This window comes from Vibrio sp. 10N.286.45.E10, from assembly GCF_002874195.2.
Taxonomy (GTDB): Bacteria; Pseudomonadota; Gammaproteobacteria; order Enterobacterales; family Vibrionaceae; genus Vibrio; species Vibrio crassostreae.
In genome coordinates this window covers 1197628-1220089 of the sequence record NZ_MCWD02000002.1, presented here as the reverse complement: position 1 = coordinate 1220089, position 22462 = coordinate 1197628, and the positions used below count along the sequence as shown (strand labels likewise).

The following is a 22462-nucleotide window of genomic DNA, read 5'->3' as shown; positions in this document are numbered from 1 at the left end:
GTCAAAGGCCGTGTTTACACTGATATCGGCGCTTTGACCCTATGGGCTAAATGGCCTAAAAATAAGGCCAACTGTTCACTCATTCGTAGCGAACAAAACAATCGATTTAGAGTAGAAAGAGTTATTAGAAATGAACTAACTCTTAGAACTGCATTAGCTTTTAAAACTGATAGCCGTAGCTGAGCATGAATTCGGCCGGCGCTCCGTAACCAATCTGGTTAGTACCAGACGTGCCGTTAGTTGCACCAAGAATGTATTTCTCATTCAGCACGTTGTAAGCATTTGCTTGAACTTTGTGACGACCCGCGGTGTATGCTGCCATCAAGTCAACCGTGGTGTAGTCACCCAGCGCTACCGCTTCATCATTACCCGCGTAACGGTCGCCTACGTATTTCACACCACCACCCAAACGCCAGTTATCGTCTAGCTGGTAAGTACTCCAAAGTGAGAACAAGTGATCAGACACGTCGTTTGGCTTTTTGCCTGTCTCTTTGTTTTCTGCATCCAGGTAGCTGTAACCGACAGAAATGTCCCACTTCTCTGTAAACTGACCTCGAGCTTCTAACTCAATACCTTGGTGGCGAGCTTCAATCTTGTTGACAACATCCCCTTCTATATTGGTTTCTGGTTGCTCTTGATCAATTTGGAAGATTGCGGCATTCAACATCAAGGCGCTATCTAGTAAGTAAGCTTTGGCGCCCACTTCTTTTAAATCGGTATGGAAGAATTCAGCCAATTTAGGATTGATATAAATACCCGAGTAAGGCAGTTGCCATGATCGAGCTAAGCTTGCATACACTGACATATCATTGTTGAGACGGTAGACCAAACCACCACGGTAGCTCACTTTGTCATCGTCTAGATTCTCTTTTGCTGAGCCCGCTTTTTGTTGCTCAAGCTCCATCGAGTCGTAACGCACATTGCCGATCACTGAAAGATCACCAAAGGTATAAACGTCTTGAATGTAGATGCCAGTGGTCGTTGTCGTGTTATCACGGAAAGGTTTGAAGCCCGGATTCGGTGTTGGGCCTGCTACAGGGTTATAGATGTCTTTCGGGGGTAAGGTTTTATCGCTTGCGAGCGTTAAGTCGATATTGATCTGATTATAATCCGCACCGATCATCATTTGATTCGAATCAGTTTCCCAAACTAGCTCAGATTGAAGAGTCGTCGTGGTACGAGGATCGTAGCCAAAATTGTTCACGGTTTGAGAAACTTCATTCCCTGTTACCGTTCCTTGGCGTGTACCCTTTTGCTCAAGTTCGATATGATTGTATGCTGCGCGGTTTGTCCATGCCCATTCACTATTCAAAAGCCATTCATAATTGACGCCAACACGAATGCTGTCTGACTCTTGATAGTCGTTCGTGCCACCGTAAAACGTGCTTTCAGAGACATCGACCGGCTTACCATTCTTTGATGGAACACCACGATATGGCACCAACTCTTGGTGAGCATATTCGACATCGAGATCAATTGTGTGACCATCCGCTGGTAATACACGAATGGTTGGTGCGATAAAGAAGTCATTCGAGTCGACGTGGTCTACATAGGAATCCGACTGTCGACTTTCCACGTTGATACGGCCACTGACTTTGTCAGTAATCGCCATCGAGCTGTCAACCTGGCCAACAAACAGATTGTTGCTGCCAACACTGCCATTGACGTGTGTGAAATTATCACCGTTAGCACGCTTGGTGACCAAGTTGATGATACCGCCCGCTGAACCTCGGCCATAAAGTGCGCCCGCAGGGCCTTTTACCACTTCGACACGTTCGATATTCGCTAGGCTTCGGTACGATTGAAGCGTTCCGTCATCACGCATGCCGTCACGGTACATGTCGTTGAGAGCATCAAAACCACGAATCACAAATTGGTCTCGGCTTCCCTCACCCAAGGTGTTGTTAACCCCTGCAACACCGTCAAGAGCATCCACCAAACGTACAGCTCCACGGTCTTGCATTTCCGTCTTTGTGACCACCGATACTGCCTGCGGTACATCCAACCATTCAACATCCGTTTTGGTACCCGACTGCGGCATATGCTCTGCGTAACCTTCGTACTGGTGACCAATAACTTGCAGGGTTTCATCTACCGCGACGTCTTCTGCTGCCATTACATTTGACACGGTAGCCACTGCGGTTAAGGCACCTCCAATAGCCAAAGCGAGGGGGGATAAGGCCAATCTAATATTCATTTTCTAATTCCGTTTTAGTTTATAAAATCACAACAATACGAATGAAAACAAATATCATTTGTGTTTGCAATATAAATTTTATGATCTATATTTGTTTCCCTTATGCAACAAGCGTAGTGATAAAATAATCAATAAAAACAAAGTGATAACAAAACACTCTTTCTTAAACCTTGAAAGAGACCGCTTGGAAGTCATGTGTGAGTAGGTAACAACAACGTTAGAAAATTAGGAAAAGCCCATGAAATCTACGATTATTATCGTGAGTCACGTCGTGAATGATGCGATCACTCACGGCTTCGTGCCGACAGCAAAAGCGATGGGTCTCCACGTCGTTTTGATCACAGACCACAAACTCAACCACTTAAAACTGGCGAATGAAGATGACCGCTTTAATCCCGATGAAATTCTAGAATGCGATGTGTTCAACCCTCTTGAACTCATTGAAATCATTACAGAGCAAGATCTAGAACCTCATGCTGTGTTCAGCAACAGCGACCACCTACAAACCTCAACCGCAATCTGTGCACAGTTCTTTGGCCTACCAGCTAAAGATTGGAATGTGACGCTCAAGGCGAAAAACAAATACTTAACTCGTCAGGTTCTCAACGAAAAATCGTTACCTAATACTCAAAGTGTTTTGTTAAGTCGAGAGAGTGCTCCTGTATTCGATTTCGATTTTCCTGTCGTTGCGAAGCCCAAGGAAGGCGTGGCTAGTTTAGACGTGCAGCGCTGCGATTCTGCGGCTGAGCTGGATAACTATTGCGATACGTTTTGGCAAAAGCACCCTACTACTCCCATCTTGGTTGAGGCGTTTTTGCAAGGTCCACTTATTACTGTCGAAACTATTGGTGACGGAGACAATTTGGTCGCGCTTGGTGGGTTTGATGTAGAACTCTCTGCCCCCCCTTACTTCATCGAAACCGCTGCGAGTTGGAATGGTATTAACAGCGTTCACTACCAAGAAGAATGTATACGTCAGCTTCAAACATTTGGGGTGGGGTTTGGTGTCTGTCATAGCGAGTTCATCATCACAGATTCGGGGCCGGTACTGGTCGAGATCAACTATCGAAGTATTGGTGATGGACGAGAGTTCTTGCTTGATAACCTCAGTGGCGGGAATTGGTTCCATACCATCTTAAATCTTCACTTGGGTCACAAGCTTGATCCTACATTTAGTATTGATGGTAGCGCCCATGTGCACTATGTAGTGGCCCAACAAAGCGGTTTGATTGAAGGATCATCAACCTCTTTCATTCACCAAGAGGGCGATATTGTTGTTCAGCAGCAAGTGCTTAAAAAGGTTGGTGAGACGTTCCAACAAAGTTATTCCAACAAGGATTACTTAGCGAGAATTTCGGTCGTTTCTCCTTCTGGCCAAACTCTAGAACCCGCGCTACAACAGGCAATCTCTCGCTTCCACCTAACAGCAACAAACGAGGTAACAGCATGAATGAAAACGCGTTATACCTCACTCAACGCTTAGTCGATACTTGTTTGCGTGAAGATTTGTTCGGATTAGTTTCTCAAAGCCAATTTAAATCTCAGCACCCGAGTAGACTCAAACTATCTTCTTATCCTCGTAATCAAATTTGGGCCACTTTTTCAGGTTCAGACTTTACACTCTACCTGCCCGTTACTCCGAGCTATTACATGCAGCGTTGGGTATACGGCCAACCAGATGGCTCGAAAGGTGATGGTTGGTTTATCGAGAGAAATGGTTTAGTTGAAAACCAGCAGCACTATCAAGATTGGATCGAGTTATTGAAAGCAAGTGCTCATGAAAGCTCGCATTCGTTATTAGATGGTTATTTGCAAGAACTCGAATGCGCAGAAAAACACAAAGGATTGTGTGATGGCGCCTTCAGTCAGCAATCCGAATCACTCATGCTGCCGATATCTCAACTAGAGCGTTGGGAGCAAAAGCTATTGCGTGCCGATCAAATCGCATCCTATCTTGACCACCCTTACTACCCGACAGCACGTGCTAAGTTCGGTTTAAGCGATCACGATCTAGAGCAATTCGCGCCAGAATTTGCACAAAGCTTTGAACTTCGTTGGCTCGCAATCGAGAAATCACTCGTTACATTGACCAGTCCGCAGCCGGAATGTTGGCCGATGATGGAGCAAGTGGGTCTGCCCGCCGACTTTGCTCTTAGCCATGAGTTATTCCCCGCACATCCATTAACACTAAGGAGTCTTGATGGACTTCCTGACGGTGTTATCAAAGCGCCGGTTGCTTATCTTGAGGTGATTCCTACCCTGTCAGTGCGTACTGTTGTCGTGAATCAAGCACCGCAGATCCACATTAAAGTGCCACTGATCATGCGATCTTTGGGTACTAAAAACATTCGCCTAATCAAACCATCCACGCTCTATGATGGGCATTGGTTTGAACGTTTATTGACGCACTTAGAGCAAACAGATCAAGACTTACACGGCACGCTTTTCCATTGTAATGAGAAACATGGCGGCCATGTGGGAGACGATAAGACCTTTGCTTATATTGTGCGTGAATACCCGCTGAGCTACTTCCAAGACAAAGCACTGGTGCCTGTGGCTGCCCTTGCTAGCCCAATGCCTGATGGACGTTTGTTCTTGGAACACCTCGCCGAACAGTATTATCAGCAAGATACGCTGACTTGGTTTAAAGATTACGTTGATCTGCTTTGCAAAGTACACCTTACATTGTGGATTCGTTACGGTATCGCTTTGGAGTCTAACCAACAGAACGCCATCATCGCATTCGACGAGCAAGGCCAGATGACCTTAGCCATGAAAGACAACGATGCAGCGCGTATTTGGCCAGAGCGTTTCCAAACGTTTGAGCAACAATCGCCTGTAAAATGCGATCACCTTTTAGATCAACGCATCACAGTAGACAATGAGCTTGCTCTTGGTCAGATGTTTACCACCATTACTTTGCAGCTAGACATTGCCGCAATTGTGGAAGCAATGGCGACGAAAGGAATCGCCACGTCAGCTTATCTGTATGAAGTAGTCGCCAATAGCCTCTCCCAACAACTTAACCAGTTGGACAAACAAGGACACAACACCAAGCTCGCAAACGAGATGTTGTTTGAGTCACCCAACCTATACGCTAAGTATCTATTGAGCTCAGGTAGCTTATTGTCTAAAGAGGCGTCTGGCGCAAGCGATATCAATAAATTTTATGGTTTGTCAGCACCGAACTTCTTATTGCTAACCAGCGAAGAAGCACAACACGTTTACCTTGAAAACATCAAGCAGAGCGTGAGTTAACCCATCATGACCAAACTCATCTATTGCGTGCTTTTAAGCCACTTTATCGCCGCGTTTGCAGCCTTAGGAATGCCGCTGTTTTTGCCGATGGTATTGTCAACACTGGACGCAAACATTACTTCGGATTGGGCGGGGGTACTGTTCATTTTGCCCACCTTTTGCACTGCCGTTGCGGCGCGCTTTTGGGGTCAGTTTGCTGATAAATATGGCAGACGTCGATCTCTATTGCGTGCTCAACTCGGGCTTGCAGCAGGCTTCGCGCTGTGTGGCTTAGCCGATAACCTCGCAATGTTTGTGTTTGGTCTTATCATTCAAGGAACCTTTGGTGGCACCATGGCCGCCTCAAACAGCTACTTATCCAGCCAAATCAACGATGCGAAAGCACTCGGTAAATCACTCAATAAAACTCAGCTTTCTGCCCGTCTGGCGCTAATTGTTGCTCCGATTGGGCTTGGCTGGAGTTTATCGGAAACAAACCCGCTGAACGCGTATCTGTGGCTGTCCGCTTTGCCGCTATTCGCGCTAGTGATCACCTTAACATTACCCATTGATGACTTAGCGAAATCTAAGGGGATAGTAAAAGATCAGGCATCGGATAAAGCTCAACACAGCCAATCCAACTCGTTAAATGCGCTTTATTGGGTGTTTGGCGCGCAGTTCAGCTTTGCTTTCGCCATGGTCGTCACGTTCCCCTATTTCTCGCCTTATGTGCAGCAATATGGAGTGACAAGCCAAGCGTGGATTGGGTTTTTATATGCCCTCCCACATGGTGTTTATCTGCTCTTTGCAGGGAAAGTTCATCTGTTCTCAGAATGGGTTGATCGCCACCAGCTTGAACGCAATCAAGCGCAGCGTACTTTATGGCTAGGCTTTGGTTTGCTTTCACTCAGTGCCGTAATGCATCTCACTTCTTATCAAGAAGTATTGATTATTGCTCGTATTGTTTTCGGGCTTGGCATGGTTTGCTGTTATCACGGCTTGCATCAAGTGTTAGCAAACCAAATTGATCGACGACAAAGCGGCAAAGTATTTTCGCGCTTTGATGCCATGTCTAAATGGGGTGGCGTTGCGGCTGGATTGAGCGCGTCTTTCATATCAAGCTTGGGCTGGCTTGAGGTTCCTTTCATACTTTCTATGTTGGTCAGTGGCATTACTGCTATCGCGCTGACCATCCATTCAAAATTTGGACATCAACATGTTACAGACTCAATTATCTCCAAGTGAATATTCCGCTGAAGACCAAGTTCTTCAAAATCATAAAAAAGTACTGCTAAACCGAGAAAAAGCCCAACTCAATACCATCATGGGCGTGGTGAACTGTTACCTACGTGAATACGCGATACCAAAGAAGCAGGTTAATTGGCGCTACAGTTCTGCCTCTCTGCCTCAAACTTTGAAAAGAAACTACAGTGCTCACCAGCGCGTGGCTGTTCACCTACCTCACCAAAATCAACCTCAGAAAAATGGTCTGATGATTTTACCCATTGAGTACACCAGTAAGCTGGGGAAAGTGAAACTCAGCGATACACCTTGGGCCAAAATGCCCGGTGCAGCTTGGTGTAAGCTGGACGCAACGCAAACCCTGACATTTCTACTCAATTACCTAAAACAAGTGCTAACGATTCCATTCAATCACGAGTTGATCGAGCAAATGGAAAATAGTTTGTTGATCACCGAGCAGTTCCTAAACTCAAGCAGCTCACCTCAGCATCACAATGCGTTTATCGCATCAGAGCAATCGTTACTTTGGGGACATACTTTTCATCCAACACCAAAGAGTCGATCTGGTGTCAGTATCGATGATCTGCTAGCGTGCTCCCCTGAGGTTGGCGCGAAAGTTCCTCTCTATTGGTTTAAGGTGGATACTGCTTTGCTCGACGTCTTGAGTTCAGATGACCGAACCTCACCGATTACCATGCTTGAACAACTTGCACCTGACGAGAACAATTCAGCAACTACCATGCTTTACCCTTGCCACCCTTGGGAAAGTTACACGCTTTTGCAAAACCCAGTGGTCAAGACAGCCATTGAACAAGGCAAGATCACCCCGCTTGGATTAGGTGGTGAAAAACTCTTACCCACTTCATCTGTGCGCACTCTGTATCACCCGGATATGGATTGGTTTGCTAAGTTCTCGATCAATGTACGTTTAACCAACTGTGTACGTAAAAACGCATGGTATGAACTCGATAGTGCCGTTCAATTAACCTCAATTCTTCATCCAATCAAAGAAAGCGAGCAACTACGTAATCCAGTATTCAAGGTAATGACAGAACCCTACGCCACCACATTGAATCTAGAATCTGTGGCTGACCAAGAACATGCGGATGTTATTAAGGCTCGAGAATCATTTGGTATCTTATATCGAGAGAATTTCAGTTTAAGTGAAACCGATATTTTGCAGCCAACGCTAGCAGGAGCACTCTTTGCTTACGACACAGACGGGAATAGTTGCATCGCCACTCAACTCAAACACAAAGCGCAAACAACACAAAGCCAATATGCAGATGTCGCCACGCTGTGGTTTGAACGCTATCTGCATTGTTTGATTCCTGGTGTCTTTAACTACTACTTCAAACACGGAGTTGCGTTTGAACCTCATCTACAAAACACGCTGATTGGTTTTGAAAAAGACATGCCATGCTGTGTATGGATTCGAGACTTAGAAGGCACCAAGTTGCTACCCGAATTTTGGCCATCAGAGACACTTCAACAACTTTCAGAGCGAGCTCGTCAATCGGTGTACTACAGCCGTGAGCAAGGTTGGAACCGCATAGGTTACTGCACCTTCATTAACAATGTTAGCGAGGCTATTTTCTTTATCGCTGAAGGGGACTCAGCACTTGAGAATACGTTATGGGGCACTTTAAAAGACGCAATCGTCCGCTGGCAGTCGATCAATGGTCAGCAACCCGAACTGTTAGCATTGATTAACGATGGCCACTTCCCAAGCAAAAATAACTTCACAACACGTTTGATGCAAAATGCCGATAAAGAGTCTGGGTACACTCAAGTTGCTGCACCTTGGCCAATTCATTCAAAAGGAGTTCACCATGCTTAATTCGCCTCAACTCCCTACAAGCATCCACCAAGAGATCCATCAACTAGCAGAACAACAAACGCAACCATTATGTGCTTATCTTTATGATCTCCACGCATTGGAGCAGCACGTTAAGCAGATGCTCCATGTATTGCCGAAAAACGTAGAGCTCTTTTACGCCGCGAAAGCGAACCCTTCAGCGCCGATATTACGTACTTTAGCTCCTTATGTTGATGGTTTCGAAGCAGCATCAGGCGGAGAACTTACTCACCTCCACCAGCAACAACTCAATAAACCACTGATCTTTGGTGGTCCGGGGAAAATGCCAAGTGAGTTAGAGCAAGCGATTACACTCGATATCGATGCAATTCATGTAGAGAGCCTCACTGAGTTACAACGCATTGGTGCTTTAACTCTGAGGTTGAATCAGCCCGCTTCGATCTTCTTGCGTATGAACATCGACATTGGTGACATTACACTGAGCAAGTTAGCCATGGGGGGAAAGCCGACTCCGTTTGGCCTAGATGAGAGTGAATTAAGTAACGCCTTAATGTATCTACGCGACTTTCCCTTGATAAAGTTAAAGGGATTCCATTTTCACTTGATGTCACATCAACTTAACGCTGTTCGCCACCTCGCCCTGATGCAACGTTATTTTCAAGTCGTCAAAGAGTGGCAAAAGACATTCTCACTCGACGAGCTGATCATCAATCTAGGTGGAGGTATGGGAATCAATTACCAAAACCCGCAGCAACACTTTCCTTGGATGGAGTTCTGCGACAAATTGGAGTTCTTGATTGCTAAAGAACATATGCAAGACTGGAAGCTACGTTTTGAATGTGGCCGCTATATCTCGGCACCGTGCGGCTATTACATGATGGAAGTACTGGATATTAAGCAAAACCTTGGTGAGAACTTCGTGATTGCTCGTGGTGGAACACATCATTTCCGTACACCGGCCGCACAAGACCATGACCACCCTTTTGCTATCGTGAAAAGTAATCAACAACCCACCATTTCACATTCGATAAACCATGCTAAAGCCACGTTGGTTGGACAACTTTGCACTCCAAAAGATGTTATGGCACGAAATCAACATATCGAGCAGGTAGATATCGGTGACTATGTGGTTTTCACTCTAGCAGGCGCTTACGCTTGGAACATCTCGCATCAAAACTTCTTAATGCATGAACCTCCAGTGTTTCATTATTTCTAGGTATCGCGCAGTGCTCGATGATTTCTAACTGACGGTTTGAGTTGAAGATCCATAGAGCCAGATAAAGGCGCTAAATAAGCAAGATACTAAATGAAAAAGGCGTTAGTAAACTCAGGTCTACTAACGCCTTTCTTATGTTTATCTTACTCTTTTACCAAACAACTACGGCGATTGAGTAACCGAATCCCCACAGTGATCGCAATGCAGAACCAAACCGTAGTTAATTTAAATACAAGCACTTAGCATTTTTCATCGACTGCGTAGAGGGAATGGTACATGGACAACAGAATCACCATTTTAGAGTTTCTCAGAGTGTTCGATTGCATTCGCTCCTCGGGCAAGCAATTGGATAGCAAATATCAATTGGGCGAGATGGTAGCTTGGCATGATTACGATGGTTACACCTGTTGGTTAAACTACCGAGACGTTACCGTGACCCTGATGTTCCACGGCTCATTGAAGATCGAATACGACAAAGCATCGAACTATGAAGACTTCATCAAGCGTTGTTTAGCTATGCTTGAAACTGAACCCTCTCCTTAAACTATGCATCGCGATCGAGCGAATAACGCATAGCCTACGAGGAAGCAGTGGAGAAAATGATGAACGGAACCCATTGTAAAAAGCGGTTACCCCTTAGGCTAACCACACCTTTACTCCTTCTACTCAGCCTACATTCGTTAATTCTTAAGGCAGATGCAACAGGGACAAACATGATCGACTTTACACAAGCGAGTGAGCATCAAAACTGGACAGTGACCAACGACAATGTAATGGGTGGCATCTCAACAGGCGAGCTCATTTATCTTGATAATATGAGTCGATTTAGGGGAGAGCTATCGTTAGAAAATAATGGTGGATTCAGTTCCATAAAGCGCTCCATTGAATCACCTGCCTATGAAATAGATAGTGCAGAGCTAATATTCGTTGGTGATGGACGCACCTACCAACTGAGGTTCACAACATCGAAGGACGGTCATCGCGTTCAATACAAACACGATTTCGATACCATTAAGGGAGAGCAATTTAGCAAGGTGTTCCACTTCCATGATTTTCAAGCGGTGTTCAGAGGTCGGCTACTGAGCGATGCGCCGGAACTTAAGGCACAAGACATCAAACAAATCGGCTTTTTGATTGCAGACAAGCAGCCCTCTCCTTTTGAGCTGGACCTAATACAGTTTCACTTCAAAACATCGCAACCTATCACATCACCAGAAGCTGACTAATCCGCAAACAAAAGCCCGTGATACCTTTTGACTAGCAATCAGATATCACGGGCTTCTTCTATTTAAACCGTCAACGATTAGTATTTGATGGCCGTTTTACCAATCGAGGCACTGCTTTCAATACGTTGGTGTGCATCTTTGATTGTATCCACACTAAAACCATTTAGGGTCGTGGTAAGCGTCGTTTTAATACGGCCCGCATCAATCAGATTCGCGGCTTGGAATAGGATGTCTTGCTGCTTCTGGATATCTTCAGTGTTAAACAGTGAACGTGTAAACATCAGTTCCCAAACAAAGCCTGCTGATTTACCTTGCAGCGCCGATAAGTCAATGCCACCATCAAATTCAACAATCGAACTGATCATGCCTTGCGGTGCAATCAGCTCAACCATCGATTCCCAGTGCCCTTTGGTATCAGCGACATTGAAGATGTAGTCGACATGCTGAATGCCTTGCTCTCTCACTGACTCAACAAGATTACGGTGGTTCACCACATAGTCCGCCCCCATATCCCTTACCCACTGTTCCGTTTCAGGTCTTGAAGCTGTAGCGATAACATTGAGGTTGGTCAGTTGCTTAGCCAGTTGAATTGTAATTGAACCAACACCGCCCGCTCCACCAATGATCAGGATAGATTTTTTCTCTTCAGGACGAACTCGCAGGCGGTCAAACAACGCTTCCCATGCCGTAAGCGTTGCTAGTGGCATAACGGCTGCAGCTTCATCAGAAAGGCTCTTCGGCGCTTTAGCGGTAATACGGTAGTCCACAACTTGGTATTCTGCGTTAGCACCCATGCGTGTTACGTCACCCGCATAGTACACACGGTCACCGACTTTGAAGCCTTCAACGTCAGCACCTTTGCCAACAACTTCACCGACTGCGTCATAGCCCAACACTTTTGGCAGCTCAAGAGTTTTGTCTTTGGCATTACGAATACGAATTTTTGCGTCAGCAGGGTTGATAGAAGTCGCGCTCACTTTTACCAGCAAGTCATTATTTTTTAGTTCTGGAAGACTCGTTTCAAACTCAAATAAACTGTCTTGTTCTGTAATCGCAAGTGATTGAGTAAATCCGATTGCTTTCATTGTTAATGACATGATACTTCTCCTTAAATTCGATAATTGAATCTTAGAGAATTCTCGCTTTAGATAAACAGCCTAATATTTGAATTATTATCAAATGATTTTTGATAATAAGATGTATATGCGCAGGAAAAATACTAAGATTAGCAATTTGAAAATGCCTAATTTATGGGTAACCGAACAACCGACTCAAGGTTCAGAACAGGGAAACGAAATGCTTCTTGAAGACTTACAGGTCATTTTGAAAGTGGCGGAGTTTCGCAGTATCACCGCTGCAGCCACCAACCTAGATATGCGCACTGCCACAGCAAGTGCAGCAGTAAAACGTGTTGAAGCAGCACTCGGTGCTGAGTTATTTGTAAGAACCACGCGCCACCTAAGGCTCTCTTCTGCAGGCGAGCGTTATTTACCGGAATGCGAACAAGCCTTAAAGATGTTGGAGCAAGCAAAGCTCAACATGCGCGAAGAGCTCGGTATTCTTGACGGTGAAATTCGAATTGCGCTTTCATCGGATCTAGGACGCAACCTAATCACACCTTGGTTAGATGAGTTCTTGCTTGAATACCCAAAGGTGACGCTTCGTACTAGCATCAGCGATAGCAATATCGACTTCTACCGAGATTCCGTCGATATTGCGTTGCGTTATGGCTCCCCGACCGATGCCAATATGTATGGCTTTAAAATCTGTGATGTACCCAGAATATTGTGTGCGGCCCCTGAATACTTGGCTGAAATGGGAACACCAAAACATCCGAGTGACTTAGCTCAGCACAATGGTTTGCTTTATCAACTCCACGACATGTTGCAAGACGAGTGGGTGTTTAACGATGGTGCTCAAGATCATAAAGTGAAACTAAAAGGAAATCGCGCTTCCAACGACGCAGACCTTGTAAGACTTTGGTGTATCGCAAGTAAAGGAGTGGCAATAAAATCTTGTCTAGACATGTCACCTCATCTGCTTTCAGGTGAAGTTATTAAAATTATGCCTGAATTTAAGCCGACACCTACCGAGTTGTGGTTAGTGTGTCCAAGTCGTCAGTCCATCACTCCTACTGTGCGTCTACTGAGAGATTTATTCAGAGAGAAGACCGCAGAGATCCTTTCGCAACTGAGCGAGCAAGGCATTATAGATACTCAAAAGTCTTAGCGACCTAGAGATAAAAAAGGCGTTAGTGAACTTTTAAGCCACTAACGCCTTTCATCATTTGAACATCACACCATATTGATAGATGTGTCGTCTAATACGAGAGCTTAGTTTGACTCGTCTTCAACGTCACAGTCAGCACAGCACTGAAGAGCAATCTCATGTTCGAAGGTGATGGTATCTTTACCTTCTTCTGCTAGCTCTGCGATTTCGTCTGCCACTTCTTTTTCATCATCCGCTTCGATTCCACTTTCTAACTCTTCTTCTGAATAACCAAAGAAGTTAAGCAGTAAGTACTCGCGAGCTTCTTCTTTCGTGCAAACAACGTCTGCTGAAAGATCGGGTGTAACCTCGCCTTGTGCAAGTGTCGCTGTCACTTGTGCGATAGCATCATCTTTCATCGCAGGCGTTAACCAACCAAGATCAGTACTTACTGTCGTTTTTTTACAGTCGAAGCAAGGCAGTTGGTGAAAGTAGTATTGAAAGGTAGTCATAGGTAAATTCTTCTTTAAATGTTGTATAGCGAGATTATGCGCGTTTTGTAGCAAATTACTATCTCAATCAACATTGGAGGCAGAATAGCCGCTAGTTATTTGTACTAAGAGTAAACAAATTAATGAGATGACGTAACAAAAATGCTTTTTCTAGTCGACCTATCCGTATCACAAACTCACAACAAAGCTAAATACGAACCGCTCCAGATAAAGCGACAACCCGTTGGAGTTTACACATCAGTATTTAAGAAATAGTAGCGGTAGGTAAAGTTAAGCTCCCTTCCTGTAGCGACCAAAGCTTCGTTCTGTATCTTCAACCCCAAAAGTAACCTCCCCATACTTACAAGGTACGCGTTTCTATTGTCTCCAGTTCGAGGTTTTAGCTTTCGATTTTCCCTTTTGCATACTCGATCAATCACTCGTAGGAGCTCCGTTAGCATTATGGGGGAAGGTTCAATTCGATCAAGGCATCAATACCTTTGACCGGCATAAAAAAAGAGCACTGGCGTGCTCTTTGGAGTTACGTGAAAGTCTATTTTTATGATTAAGCCATTTCTGGTTCTTTCACTGACGTTGTTGCATTCTGATGCACGGTAACATCGCCACCTAACACTGTTGCATTTACGCGAATGTTTTTGATTTCTAGCTTGGGTGTCTCTAATGGGTTTGCGCCTAACACAGCAAAATCAGCTAATTTCCCTCCACAAATCGAGCCCTTATTGTCCTCATGCCCCATTAAGTAAGCAGCACCTAGTGTAACCGCATGGAGAGCTTGTTCTGCGGGTAAGCACTCCTCCTCACCGTACACATTGCCAGAAAAAATACACTTGCGATTCATTGCCCCCCACATCATAAACAGCGGATTAACCTGAGTTACACCATCGTCACACTGAAAAGCGACCGTTTTCGCATAATACAAATTCAAGGTTGTCATCTAAGCTAAAGCCTGACTTTTCAAGCGCTAATGTATTCAGACCAGCAAGGTGGCAGCTTGCGTGCATAAAAAACACTGGAGAGTCACCAATCACTGAATCTAAGAAATAACGATTCACAACCGTGTCATCTGCCATCAATAATGGATCTAACCCCATAGATTTAACCATCAACTCGCTTTTCCAGCCTGCTCTATCGTACCTGTGAATAGTATTTTCCCACCTCGTACAACGGTTGCCGAAGCCTTTGGAATATCTGCATTCATTGTAATAAAATGGCCGGTGTATAGGACGGTTTCTTCATTGTATTGAACACCAGGCTTAAGAGCTGTTTTAGTTCTCATTGTTAAACTCCAAATGTGTAAGGTGTATTGTATTTTTGTTCGTCTTCAACTTGTCTTAACCTGGATTTCGTTTCGAGAATTTAAAAGTGAAATAAAATGATGAAATAAAATAGCGATCTAAAAAAAGGTAAAGATTATGATTTATATGAGTTTTTAGCTATAAGGAGTGCCAGTGCTGTTCAAAAAAGGAATGAACTTCAAAACTGCCGATTGGGTACTCATACTCAATCTCGGGGTTAAAAGTAAAGGTCGATAGCTCTAAGATAATGAACAAACTCAATAATGCCGCCATCATAATCACAACGAACAATTTAAAATAAAAACTCATCACTGCATTCCTTATTAATTAGTAATGTAGTCTTTATAAAGCTTATTCATCGTCCGTTTATTGACAATCCACGCTATAAAACAAATTTTCATCTATTGTCATTTTTATTATTTGCCCTCGATATAGTTGAATGAATCTACTCAGTAAAAAAGCGAGCCACTTGGGCTCGCTTTTGAATAGTCTTTACTGTTTCTAATCAAAACGATAATAGAAACCAAGGATCACATCGTAACTCGCTTCATTTTCCATATCTTCGAGCATCAGATACGGCTCTAGGCCAGACTCTCCCATGTATCCTACATAAAACTCGTGGCTAACAAGATAGTTGTCCCCCATAGATTCATACGCTAAACCGAAATCTAACTCTGCGCTCATTTTCTCAGACAAAGGCATACGGCACTTACCATGTACCGCTCCTGGGTTGTACTCCAATCCGGTTGTATCTTTTTTGGCTTCAACACTAAATATACCGGCGACAGACCCCGCCATTTGATGCCCCCTCCCAAAAAAAATGTACTGCCGATTCCCAGTAAATTAGTACCAGACACCGTGAATAAGAAAGTAAGCAGTGCGGGTTCTCGGTAGTGATTGTCTGCCATTGATAAGGAAAGGCAATTCATCAACGTGGTACCTAAGACATGAAGAATACAACATTGGCTTTTTCGTCAGTTAGTTGTTTCCTTTTGAGGAAGCACTAGGGTTTGAAATATTCGAACTCACCCTAGCACCCGATTACCAGCATGAATCCGCACCACATAACGCAGGCGTCACCGAGCACATCTTATGCATATCGGGAGAGCTGGCCGTGATGTTTGATGGAGAGTGGCATACGCTACACGCAGGACAAGCCGTTCGCTTCAATGCTAACCAGAACCATGGCTACAAAAATATCGGTGAAGGTAATGCCGTATTTCATAATGTGATTCACTACCCTAAATAGTGCCAGATTTACCGCCAACGGATGTTTAGCGCTAACGAAAGAGCTGTCAAACCACTGACCAGTATTACTTTTGAAAGACTATACGTTGACGACCATGCTGCCATCTTCGGCTTGATAACGAGCCCATAGTTGAGAGAGGTTTTCTTTATTGAGCTGTATCTCTTTTTCTTTCAGAAAAACTTCGTTGTGCAGCTTCGAATACGAGCGCTCAGCAAGGTCACAGCTAAATGTAACGATGGTTTTCCCTTCCCCCATTCTAGCCGCAGCGTATAGCGCCCCAGCTACGTTCAATGACGAACTGCTTCCTAGAAGAATACCGTCATGCTCCGCAACAAGGCGAGATATTGTAACTAAATCCTGATCGGGCAGAGTGATTGCACGATTGATTTTTGCCTGCCTGAAATTTTCAACCGTCCGCATGATCCCTATGCCTTCCGTGAACGAGCTTCCCGTTGATTGATAGTGTCCATTACGTAGAAATGAATAAATGCCGGACCCATTTGGGTCGACTAACCAAGTTTCGAGATTGGGTTGCTGCTCAGATAGATAGTGTGAATTTCCAGCAATGGTTCCCCCCGTCCCCACCACTGAAACTAGAGCATCAACATTACCTTGTGTTTGCTGCCAGATCTCCGGTCCCGTATTTAAATAGTGCGCTCGATAATTACTGAGATTTTCGAACTGATCTGCCCACCAATAATTCTCATTTTCAACGCCAATCCGCTTGGCCGTGTGGTAAAAGTGTTCAGGGTTTGCAAACGGACAAGGGTCGACCAATAACAGCTCAGCGTTATAAAGCGAGATCATACGCTCTTTCTCTTGTGCCTGTCCTTTTGGCATCACCACCAACATTTTGTAACCGAGAGATTTAGCCACTAGAGCAAGGCCGATCCCCGTATTTCCTGCGGTACCTTCAACGATTGTCATCCCAGGCTTAAGCTTGCCAGCTTCTACGGCATCCTTAACAAGCTGAAGAGCTGCTCTATCTTTAATCGAACCACCCGGGTTCTGGTGTTCGCACTTAAGAAGAATCTCACAACCTGATATCTCTGAAAGACTGTTGATTCTAACAAGATCGGTATCGCCAATCAGTTCGCTGAGATTGTTTGCAATATGGGCAGATGACATCGCGACTCCGTTTATTTGTTGAGGATAGGTTTGTTCTTCGATTGGTTTGTCGATGATCATAAGCGTAGCTCTGAGACCTGCTTAGTCAAGAAGTGCCGGAATTGAAAACACTTTCATTTTCCAAATAACAATTATAATTAGGGGTGATCGATTAGATTGAGGGTAAATAAGATATTTCTAAAAGAGAAAAAGAGCGGTGACCTCGTAGATGTTACTGAAATGACCAAATTAACCAACTTATTCCAGGACAGTATCGAAGGTCGGTTTCAAGCTGGTGAAGAGCAGCAAGACCCTGAGATTTTTAAAAAGTCCGAACTGATGTTTATGTCAGGTGAAGAGTTACCTAGATGCTGGACAGATCCAAACTACCGCTCAGGGACTAAATAACCTAAGCGATTCCGGAGCACCAGAAACTCTGTTCTAAAGGTGTTTGACAAGCGCCTTGTAGGCTATAGCCCCTGCTAAAACATTCAGACGCACCTTAACTAGACACCAAAAAGCGAGCCACTTGGGCTCGCTTTTCATTATCTGATTTTCTTAGAATCTATTACAGAAGTTCTACCGACTGTTGAGCAATCACGAACTCTTCGTTGGTTGGCAACCTATTAGTATTGCACCTACTAACACGGAGTTGGACAGAAGCATGACAGTGATTTTTCTAAATTAGCATTTAACGAATTACTTCTATTACAACAAAGCCTACAATCTAGTATTCAAACTCACCCATCCACGACACCGGGCTGCTCGGCATCCTGACCTCGTCATGGCCAATAAATTGAAGTAAGTCTTAATTCGCAATGAAAGTGTCAAATGCCGTGACTAACCTTTCCCATCGAAATCAAAAAAAAGGTAAATGAAACTGAAGAAGCATCAGTGCCATTTATCCACTTTCAATACGTTGGCTTTTCAGAATTGATATTGCATTCCTAAAGTCACCAAGTATTCATCATGGTCATAGAAATCAATATTAGCGTCAGTGATGTCCCACCCACCTCTCGCAATGAAAAGTGTATTCTTCCAATCAAATGGCATCGCATATATGTATGTCGCTGACACACCTAACTTCGTATCTTCTCGAGTTCGCTTCCAGAGAGGGTTTGTGTCATCAAATTTTTGAAGTCCAACGCTGCCCGCTAGCATTGTAATGTGTCGCCCGTTTCTTAGTTGAAATTCAGCTTCGGTACTAATACGCTGGCTCTTTAATGCCGAGCCAGAGGCATCAACATCTAGATAATTGATCAACCACTCGACTCCCCATGATTCACTTAAGTCAGTCATGTAATTTAGTTCGACATAGCTAAGATTCGAATTTCTATCGAGCGCTGCTAGGCTGTCTTCTTGGTCTAAAGAATACTTCCCGCGAGCTAATTCAAGAGACCAATCTGAACCCAAAACTCGGTCATAATTCAAAACAAGACCTTGCACAGCAGCGTTTGTCGTCGTTCTATCTGATTGCAACTGATATGGGTTTTTCCAGACTTCTTTCTCCAACAACCCCGGCACCACACCAATCGCTATATTTGAGCCGTCAGTCAAATAATGACGATATCCAGCTTGCGTGTAAAAGTCGCTCGCCATTCCAACAATATCGGTTTTAAAATACACTTCATTTGAATCATCAAAACGATAGTTAAGATCCCAAAACGGAATAACAACCGCTTCATTCTGCCGTTCTTGAGAACCTGAATAGTCAGTAATTTTAGCTTGGGACTCGGTATCCATCACCGAGTTAGTACCATCTACCCCCGTAAAAAGACTGACACTACCATGAAAGCCAACAGTGCTGTGTTCTTCTGCATACACTGTAGAACTAGCCAACACGCATCCAACTGCTAACAGCTTAAGGTAACCTTTTAGTGAGAATGACATGGTCACCTTGTTTCTCTGCATAGAACTCAACGAAGGCGTAAATAAAACTGGGTGAACTAACAAGTTTGAGTGAATCATCGTACTATCCTTATGTGCTTTGATAGTCAGACTCTACTTAGACTTGTGTCACAACAAAGTCACAACTCACCGATTAACTTATTTAAAAATAAACCACAGCTTTAGCTTTGTGAGATGTCACCGACAAATGATAGCGCCAGTTGGCACTCTTACAGACCGCCGAAATAATTTCATCTCCATGACCAAAGCCTTGCCCATCGTGTTCCCTAACATCATTTCCAATCACAAGTCGCCGCCCTTTTAAATGGATGGATACATAGCAATCGGTATAACTCATCGCATTACGGATAAGGTTCGCGACAATGACCTTTGCAAAGTAACTTTCTACTTCAACATCCGAGCGCAAAACTTGTTCTAGTTGGATACTTCGACCAGAGAGCAAAAAGTGATGCTGCTCGATCGTTTCGTTAATGACTGCCTGTAGTGACTTTTTAGGCTGGATCCCCTTTTCTTCCCTGCCAAGTAACAAAAAGGTATTGATCAAGTTATCCATCTCTTTGTTTGCGACTTGAATACGACTAATTATTTGCCGTTTTTTATCATTAACTTCTGCGATTTGTAGAAGATCGGTCGCGCCGAGAATCACATTGACCGGCGTTCGTAATTCATGGCTGGCAAAGCGAGTAAACTGTTGCTCTCGCTTCAAAAAGAATTGAATCCTAGAATAGGCTTGTCGATAAGTCCGATACAGTGCCCCTATTTCATCTTTGCGCGACGAAATGGCACTATCATTAATGTTATCAGATGGATGTTGAATTTGATGGACCAAAAGGTCAATTGGACCGATAAAATAACCTGACAGTAAGTGAGCAGCAACCAGTCCTAAAGCAAACACAACGACCATCATGTACCCAACATAAGCCATCACTCCTTCGCCGTAAGCGACCATTTGAGGATCCAGTTCAGGGTAATAGACAAAGTGAAGCCACTGTTGTTGAAACGGTGACATAAAAGTCACCGTATGAGCATCGCTAAGCTCAAATTCTTCTATCCCTAAGTTTGTTATGCCTTCAAGAAAACTCGGTTTGTTATCATCTTCAAATTGGTAGACGGCAAGGAAATTATCTTCCGGGCTAGTCCACTCGCCGGCCATTAAGGATGTTTGTATCCATTGTTGTTGTAGTAACTTTACGCGTTGGTTAATAAAACTGTCGGCGGCTATTTCAGTAGCCGCCCACGCAATCACTCCTATCGCAATGACCACCAGCAACATCAATGCCGACATTACGGTAAAAACTTGATGCCTAAGGCGACCAAAGTACCATTGTCTCAATGAGCGTTTCACATTAAACAGCATTAAGTCGATACCCTCTACCACGCTCTGTAACGAGTATCCCTTCTGGCAATGCCTTTCTCAGGCGGTATATTTGAGTGCGTAATGCGCTCGTTTCTTCGGGCTCATCGCCTTTCCAGATTTCATACGCAATGTCTTGATTATCGACGAGTTTGGGGGCTTTTTTTATGAGTAAGCAAACGATACGTTTTTGAGTTGGGTCTAGAGCAAGTGTTTCATCATTAGCCGTGACAGTATCGGTACCGACATCGTAAACCAAAGCGCCGTATCGAAACTCTGGACTTAAGCGTCGTTGATTTCTCGCCTCGAGTGCTTCGACTCTAGCGTGCAACTCTTGTAACTCAAACGGCTTCACCAAGTAGTCATCAGCGCCGGCTTTGAAGCCTGCTAATTTATCCTCAAGTGTATCTCTCGCAGTCAAAAAGATAATGGGTATATCAGCGTGACGACCCGCACGAATAGCACTACAAGCCGTTAAGCCGTTCATTACTGGCATCATAATATCCAATATTATCAGATCAAATCGCGACTCATCTAACAATTGAATAGCGGCCTGCCCATTATACGCAAAGTCAATATCGTGACCAAAGAGCTCTAAATAATCACCTAAATTAGCTGCGGTTGCGTGGTTGTCTTCCGCGACAAGTATTCTCATGTAATTTCCTTTTCAATGACTACTGTATTAGCTCGAAGATTGGTGACGTAATTGTGACATTGGCAAGCGTAATGTGATCACATCAACCAAACGGAGAGTTAAAATGAAAGTATCACCAAAACTAATCAGTTTCACAGCACTATTCGCTTTGTCGTCAATCAATTATGCTCATTCGACGGAAATCGCGCCCTCTGACGTTGCCCTTACACTCGCACAAGCACTCGACCCATCAGGTCAAACCCATACGTATTTAGTCACTGAATCTACGGGAAAAAGTGTAAAAGCGATCAATCTAAGTGAACATTTTGACTATTACCCGAGCGAAGCACTAAGCTTTATCGACCGATACGGCTATAGCACTTTGTCTGACGTACATTACGACCTCCCAGTCACACCCCTAGACTACAAACAACTACTCGCAGCAGGCGGGCAAGGATCTGAGCATATCGCAGCAGGCACTAACTACTTAGAGCACGGAGAAGAAGCAGATATTGACGAAGTCTTCCTATTTCCTAAGTTTTCCAAGCCAACACCAAACCACACTAAGATCCGCTACCAAAAGAATGTACTTCTGGATTACGAGGTAGAGCTGTGTATGAGGTGGGTTAAACCTATAGTTAGCCCTAAACAAAGCGATGGTTATGCGGGGCTATTTGTATGTGGTGACTTTACTGACAGAGCGGAGCTGTTGCGGAAGATTGATGTCGACAACGTTACATCAGGTCATGGATTTAGTGATGCGAAAAGTGGACAATCACGCTTCCCAACCGGACCTTACATTGTGGTTCCCAAAGATTGGAACTCCTTCTTAAAGAGCGTGTCGCTAACCACCTATGTCAATGGTGAGCAGCGCCAACAAACCGCTGCCTCTGAAATGATTCGTGAACCCAAATCTCTGATTGAAATGATTCTAGAAAAGGGTGAGCAGCCTATCTGGCGATATCAAGGTCAAGACGTCACGTTATTCGGTCAACAAGGGATTAACCCAAACCAAAATCTCGTGACAGGTACCCCAGCGGGTGTCGTTTACAACACTCCAGGATGGGGTTACAGAATATCCAAATCCATCAAGTGGTTCGCAACCTTTTCATTCTTAGATTCAGGCCCTGTAGACTATATTTTGGAGCAATACATCGAGGAAAGCTTTGATAACAAAAGTTACTTGCAAGCTGGCGATAAGGTGCAGCTCACCGGCACCTATTTGGGAAGCATAGACGTCGATATTATCAACTAGACA

The 22462-nt window shown here is 44.2% G+C and carries 22 protein-coding genes and 2 pseudogenes; 11 read left to right on the top strand and 13 right to left on the bottom strand.

What is annotated here, in order from left to right:
* Positions 1–160: 160 nt before the first annotated feature.
* On the bottom strand, positions 161–2197 hold the full coding sequence (locus tag BCU34_RS18400; protein ID WP_102479666.1) for a TonB-dependent receptor: 2037 nt from the start codon (positions 2195–2197) through the stop codon (positions 161–163).
* A 238-nt stretch (positions 2198–2435) separates the two neighbouring features.
* Here BCU34_RS18400 and BCU34_RS18395 point away from each other — a divergent pair, with 238 nt between their 5' ends.
* From BCU34_RS18395 to BCU34_RS18365, 7 genes are all read left to right on the top strand, one after another.
* Positions 2436–3647 carry an ATP-grasp domain-containing protein gene (locus tag BCU34_RS18395; RefSeq protein WP_102479724.1) on the top strand — a complete coding sequence of 404 codons (1212 nt, stop codon included), beginning with the start codon at positions 2436–2438 and terminating at the stop codon, positions 3645–3647.
* Complete coding sequence (locus BCU34_RS18390; protein ID WP_102479725.1) at positions 3644–5455, top strand: IucA/IucC family protein; 1812 nt, start codon at positions 3644–3646, stop codon at positions 5453–5455. Before BCU34_RS18395 ends, BCU34_RS18390 begins: the two co-directional genes overlap by 4 nt.
* A gap of 6 nt (positions 5456–5461) precedes the next feature.
* A complete protein-coding gene (locus BCU34_RS18385) occupies positions 5462–6679 on the top strand; it encodes an MFS transporter (RefSeq protein WP_102479726.1) in 1218 nt (405 codons plus the stop codon).
* Positions 6651–8516 (top strand): IucA/IucC family protein, encoded by a 1866-nt coding sequence (locus tag BCU34_RS18380; RefSeq protein WP_102479727.1) that lies wholly within the window; start codon positions 6651–6653, stop codon positions 8514–8516. Before BCU34_RS18385 ends, BCU34_RS18380 begins: the two co-directional genes overlap by 29 nt.
* Positions 8509–9711, top strand: a complete 1203-nt coding sequence (locus BCU34_RS18375; RefSeq protein ID WP_102479728.1) for a type III PLP-dependent enzyme — start codon at positions 8509–8511, stop codon at positions 9709–9711. Before BCU34_RS18380 ends, BCU34_RS18375 begins: the two co-directional genes overlap by 8 nt.
* A gap of 276 nt (positions 9712–9987) precedes the next feature.
* Complete coding sequence (locus tag BCU34_RS18370; RefSeq protein ID WP_102432967.1) at positions 9988–10254, top strand: DUF3081 domain-containing protein; 267 nt, start codon at positions 9988–9990, stop codon at positions 10252–10254.
* 47 nt (positions 10255–10301) lie between these two features.
* Positions 10302–10937 (top strand): CIA30 family protein, encoded by a 636-nt coding sequence (locus BCU34_RS18365; protein ID WP_102479256.1) that lies wholly within the window; start codon positions 10302–10304, stop codon positions 10935–10937.
* A gap of 77 nt (positions 10938–11014) precedes the next feature.
* Here BCU34_RS18365 and BCU34_RS18360 read toward each other — a convergent pair whose 3' ends face one another.
* Positions 11015–12034 carry a zinc-binding alcohol dehydrogenase family protein gene (locus BCU34_RS18360; RefSeq protein ID WP_102479257.1) on the bottom strand — a complete coding sequence of 340 codons (1020 nt, stop codon included), beginning with the start codon at positions 12032–12034 and terminating at the stop codon, positions 11015–11017.
* A 199-nt stretch (positions 12035–12233) separates the two neighbouring features.
* Here BCU34_RS18360 and BCU34_RS18355 point away from each other — a divergent pair, with 199 nt between their 5' ends.
* A complete protein-coding gene (locus BCU34_RS18355; RefSeq protein WP_102479278.1) occupies positions 12234–13166 on the top strand; it encodes a LysR family transcriptional regulator in 933 nt (310 codons plus the stop codon).
* A 104-nt stretch (positions 13167–13270) separates the two neighbouring features.
* On the opposite strand, the gene BCU34_RS18350 is transcribed toward BCU34_RS18355, so the two are convergent.
* The 7 genes and pseudogenes from BCU34_RS18350 to BCU34_RS18320 form a co-directional block, all read right to left on the bottom strand.
* Positions 13271–13657 (bottom strand): hypothetical protein, encoded by a 387-nt coding sequence (locus BCU34_RS18350; protein WP_102479258.1) that lies wholly within the window; start codon positions 13655–13657, stop codon positions 13271–13273.
* Between the two features lie 544 nt (positions 13658–14201).
* A complete protein-coding gene (locus BCU34_RS18345) occupies positions 14202–14591 on the bottom strand; it encodes an amidohydrolase family protein (protein ID WP_240698023.1) in 390 nt (129 codons plus the stop codon).
* Positions 14542–14748 carry a hypothetical protein gene (locus tag BCU34_RS18340; RefSeq protein ID WP_241910223.1) on the bottom strand — a complete coding sequence of 69 codons (207 nt, stop codon included), beginning with the start codon at positions 14746–14748 and terminating at the stop codon, positions 14542–14544. Before BCU34_RS18340 ends, BCU34_RS18345 begins: the two co-directional genes overlap by 50 nt.
* An 11-nt stretch (positions 14749–14759) precedes the next feature.
* Positions 14760–14933, bottom strand: coding sequence for a hypothetical protein (locus BCU34_RS18335; RefSeq protein WP_240698021.1), 174 nt, complete (start codon positions 14931–14933; stop codon positions 14760–14762).
* Positions 14934–15090: 157 nt separating this feature from the next.
* A complete protein-coding gene (locus BCU34_RS18330) occupies positions 15091–15261 on the bottom strand; it encodes a hypothetical protein (RefSeq protein ID WP_157933149.1) in 171 nt (56 codons plus the stop codon).
* A 192-nt stretch (positions 15262–15453) separates the two neighbouring features.
* Positions 15454–15750 (bottom strand): hypothetical protein, encoded by a 297-nt coding sequence (locus tag BCU34_RS18325; protein ID WP_102479259.1) that lies wholly within the window; start codon positions 15748–15750, stop codon positions 15454–15456.
* 17 nt (positions 15751–15767) lie between these two features.
* Positions 15768–15887: pseudogene (locus BCU34_RS18320) on the bottom strand (benzoate/H(+) symporter BenE family transporter); the annotation flags it as partial.
* Positions 15888–15892: 5 nt separating this feature from the next.
* On the opposite strand from BCU34_RS18320, the pseudogene BCU34_RS18315 reads away from it, so the two are divergent.
* Positions 15893–16201, top strand: a pseudogene (locus BCU34_RS18315) (cupin domain-containing protein); the annotation flags it as partial.
* A gap of 78 nt (positions 16202–16279) precedes the next feature.
* Here BCU34_RS18315 and BCU34_RS18310 read toward each other — a convergent pair.
* Positions 16280–17329 carry a cysteine synthase A gene (locus BCU34_RS18310; protein WP_102479279.1) on the bottom strand — a complete coding sequence of 350 codons (1050 nt, stop codon included), beginning with the start codon at positions 17327–17329 and terminating at the stop codon, positions 16280–16282.
* A 171-nt stretch (positions 17330–17500) separates the two neighbouring features.
* Between BCU34_RS18310 and BCU34_RS18305 the strand changes: the two genes are divergently transcribed.
* Positions 17501–17716, top strand: coding sequence for a hypothetical protein (locus BCU34_RS18305; RefSeq protein WP_050648117.1), 216 nt, complete (start codon positions 17501–17503; stop codon positions 17714–17716).
* A 519-nt stretch (positions 17717–18235) separates the two neighbouring features.
* On the opposite strand, the gene BCU34_RS18300 is transcribed toward BCU34_RS18305, so the two are convergent.
* From BCU34_RS18300 to BCU34_RS18290, 3 genes are all read right to left on the bottom strand, one after another.
* Positions 18236–19276 carry a DUF2860 family protein gene (locus tag BCU34_RS18300; protein WP_102479260.1) on the bottom strand — a complete coding sequence of 347 codons (1041 nt, stop codon included), beginning with the start codon at positions 19274–19276 and terminating at the stop codon, positions 18236–18238.
* A gap of 82 nt (positions 19277–19358) precedes the next feature.
* A complete protein-coding gene (locus BCU34_RS18295) occupies positions 19359–20573 on the bottom strand; it encodes a sensor histidine kinase (protein WP_102479261.1) in 1215 nt (404 codons plus the stop codon).
* Complete coding sequence (locus BCU34_RS18290) at positions 20563–21225, bottom strand: response regulator transcription factor (RefSeq protein ID WP_102479262.1); 663 nt, start codon at positions 21223–21225, stop codon at positions 20563–20565. The genes BCU34_RS18295 and BCU34_RS18290 overlap by 11 nt, the downstream gene beginning before the upstream one ends.
* A 103-nt stretch (positions 21226–21328) precedes the next feature.
* On the opposite strand from BCU34_RS18290, the gene BCU34_RS18285 reads away from it, so the two are divergent.
* Positions 21329–22459, top strand: a complete 1131-nt coding sequence (locus BCU34_RS18285) for a fumarylacetoacetate hydrolase family protein (RefSeq protein ID WP_102479263.1) — start codon at positions 21329–21331, stop codon at positions 22457–22459.
* Positions 22460–22462 lie beyond the last annotated feature (3 nt).

What these genes read in the sequence shown, in the direction of transcription:
- BCU34_RS18355 (WP_102479278.1), top strand. Translation starts at nt 12,234, where the DNA reads ATGCTTCTTGAAGACTTACAGGTCATTTTGAAAGTGGCGGAGTTTCGC.
- BCU34_RS18340 (WP_241910223.1), bottom strand. Translation starts at nt 14,748, where the DNA reads ATGGGGTTAGATCCATTATTGATGGCAGATGACACGGTTGTGAATCGT.
- BCU34_RS18395 (WP_102479724.1), top strand. Translation starts at nt 2,436, where the DNA reads ATGAAATCTACGATTATTATCGTGAGTCACGTCGTGAATGATGCGATC.
- BCU34_RS18295 (WP_102479261.1), bottom strand. Translation starts at nt 20,573, where the DNA reads ATGCTGTTTAATGTGAAACGCTCATTGAGACAATGGTACTTTGGTCGC.
- BCU34_RS18350 (WP_102479258.1), bottom strand. Translation starts at nt 13,657, where the DNA reads ATGACTACCTTTCAATACTACTTTCACCAACTGCCTTGCTTCGACTGT.
- BCU34_RS18310 (WP_102479279.1), bottom strand. Translation starts at nt 17,329, where the DNA reads ATGTCATCTGCCCATATTGCAAACAATCTCAGCGAACTGATTGGCGAT.
- BCU34_RS18285 (WP_102479263.1), top strand. Translation starts at nt 21,329, where the DNA reads ATGAAAGTATCACCAAAACTAATCAGTTTCACAGCACTATTCGCTTTG.
- BCU34_RS18370 (WP_102432967.1), top strand. Translation starts at nt 9,988, where the DNA reads ATGGACAACAGAATCACCATTTTAGAGTTTCTCAGAGTGTTCGATTGC.
- BCU34_RS18325 (WP_102479259.1), bottom strand. Translation starts at nt 15,750, where the DNA reads ATGGCGGGGTCTGTCGCCGGTATATTTAGTGTTGAAGCCAAAAAAGAT.
- BCU34_RS18390 (WP_102479725.1), top strand. Translation starts at nt 3,644, where the DNA reads ATGAATGAAAACGCGTTATACCTCACTCAACGCTTAGTCGATACTTGT.
- BCU34_RS18300 (WP_102479260.1), bottom strand. Translation starts at nt 19,276, where the DNA reads ATGATTCACTCAAACTTGTTAGTTCACCCAGTTTTATTTACGCCTTCG.
- BCU34_RS18330 (WP_157933149.1), bottom strand. Translation starts at nt 15,261, where the DNA reads ATGAGTTTTTATTTTAAATTGTTCGTTGTGATTATGATGGCGGCATTA.
- BCU34_RS18375 (WP_102479728.1), top strand. Translation starts at nt 8,509, where the DNA reads ATGCTTAATTCGCCTCAACTCCCTACAAGCATCCACCAAGAGATCCAT.
- BCU34_RS18290 (WP_102479262.1), bottom strand. Translation starts at nt 21,225, where the DNA reads ATGAGAATACTTGTCGCGGAAGACAACCACGCAACCGCAGCTAATTTA.
- BCU34_RS18400 (WP_102479666.1), bottom strand. Translation starts at nt 2,197, where the DNA reads ATGAATATTAGATTGGCCTTATCCCCCCTCGCTTTGGCTATTGGAGGT.
- BCU34_RS18345 (WP_240698023.1), bottom strand. Translation starts at nt 14,591, where the DNA reads ATGACAACCTTGAATTTGTATTATGCGAAAACGGTCGCTTTTCAGTGT.
- BCU34_RS18360 (WP_102479257.1), bottom strand. Translation starts at nt 12,034, where the DNA reads ATGTCATTAACAATGAAAGCAATCGGATTTACTCAATCACTTGCGATT.
- BCU34_RS18385 (WP_102479726.1), top strand. Translation starts at nt 5,462, where the DNA reads ATGACCAAACTCATCTATTGCGTGCTTTTAAGCCACTTTATCGCCGCG.
- BCU34_RS18380 (WP_102479727.1), top strand. Translation starts at nt 6,651, where the DNA reads ATGTTACAGACTCAATTATCTCCAAGTGAATATTCCGCTGAAGACCAA.
- BCU34_RS18335 (WP_240698021.1), bottom strand. Translation starts at nt 14,933, where the DNA reads ATGAGAACTAAAACAGCTCTTAAGCCTGGTGTTCAATACAATGAAGAA.